The organism is Acinetobacter sp. 228 (assembly GCF_048147885.1).
In genome coordinates this window covers 1-1172 of the sequence record NZ_JAYWYV010000433.1, presented here as the reverse complement: position 1 = coordinate 1172, position 1172 = coordinate 1, and the positions used below count along the sequence as shown (strand labels likewise).

Below are 1172 nucleotides of genomic sequence, written 5' to 3'. Positions count from 1 at the left end.
CAAAACCATCTTCAACCTTTACTCACAACAGAAGATGTTCAAGAAGGTGTTTTTGCCATGCTGCAAAAAAGACCTCCTGTTTTTAAAGGTAAATAAGTCCTACTCAAGCACTGCGCTCTACAGTTTAAAACTTATGGATATACCGAAATTAGCGAAAAAAAAGCCCACATGATGTGGGCTTTCTTTTATAAATGTACTTTATTCAACTCTAATGATTTTACCAAATTCATTATTGTGAACGACCGTAATTTTTTGGCTACGGCCCTGCTCAATTTCTTGCACAGGCAAATCAAAATAGCGCGCATAGTCATCTGTCTGTTTCATGTTAAGTTCACTACCTTCTACACGGCGTTCAGGCAATACATGACTCCAGAGTAGCAACCCGACTGCACAAGCAATCAGCGCTGTAATGCCATGTTCAATTCCTACACCGAATGCACTGAACAAACGATGTACTAAATGAGTTTTTTGCAGCTCAGCCAATAGCCAGATAAACACGAATGGACGCCACAACAACAACCAAGCCGCCCACATCATGGCTGTGCTTGTTGTAGAAGCATAGCGTTTATGCCATGGCAATTGACGGCGTAAATCAATAATCAACGAATTTGTCTTCATTTCTCTTTACCTAACGAAGTGCTGTGGTTTTTCCCCAGACATCAATACAGCACGATCTTTAAAATCTCATGACTCTTGCATTTCATCCACGAATGCCCCGATCCGGGCTCACCCAACGCGCACGTTTCTCATCTCCACGTCGTAAGACTTTTGGAAATGCCACAATAGTTGCCGAGATGGTGATTAGCCAAAAGACCAATGGATACCAGATCATCCAGAAATAGTTTTTTCCTAGATGCGGTTCATAACGACTATCCATCCATTTGCTTAAAGCAAACTGAATGAGACAGGTTGCCCCCAATAAAATACCGCTACCATACGGTAAAAATGGAGAGCTCACAACGGCTAATGCAGGGACCGGTAAAATAAAATGTACCAACCACAACAAAGCCATCGCCAGCATTAAATATGACCAGACTAAAGTTAAGCAAAGCTCAAACATTAAAGGCCATAAAAAATTCAATTTTGGTTTGGTGAACACATCAATATTTTTAATTAATACCTGTGCTCCACCCATTGCCCAACGTAAACGTTGTTTCCACAATCCGTTTAAA

1 protein-coding gene and 2 pseudogenes are annotated in these 1172 nt (G+C 41.0%); 1 reads left to right on the top strand and 2 read right to left on the bottom strand.

Going from position 1 to position 1172, the window contains the following annotated elements:
• Positions 1–96 (top strand): annotated as a pseudogene (locus VXQ92_RS19640) (enoyl-CoA hydratase); the annotation flags it as partial.
• A 102-nt stretch (positions 97–198) separates the two neighbouring features.
• On the opposite strand, the gene pgaD reads toward VXQ92_RS19640, so the two are convergent.
• Together pgaD and VXQ92_RS19630 are read right to left on the bottom strand one after the other, a co-directional pair.
• Positions 199–618 carry a poly-beta-1,6-N-acetyl-D-glucosamine biosynthesis protein PgaD gene (gene pgaD, locus VXQ92_RS19635; RefSeq protein WP_416682924.1) on the bottom strand — a complete coding sequence of 140 codons (420 nt, stop codon included), beginning with the start codon at positions 616–618 and terminating at the stop codon, positions 199–201.
• An 82-nt stretch (positions 619–700) separates the two neighbouring features.
• A pseudogene (locus VXQ92_RS19630) lies at positions 701–1172 on the bottom strand (poly-beta-1,6 N-acetyl-D-glucosamine synthase); the annotation flags it as partial.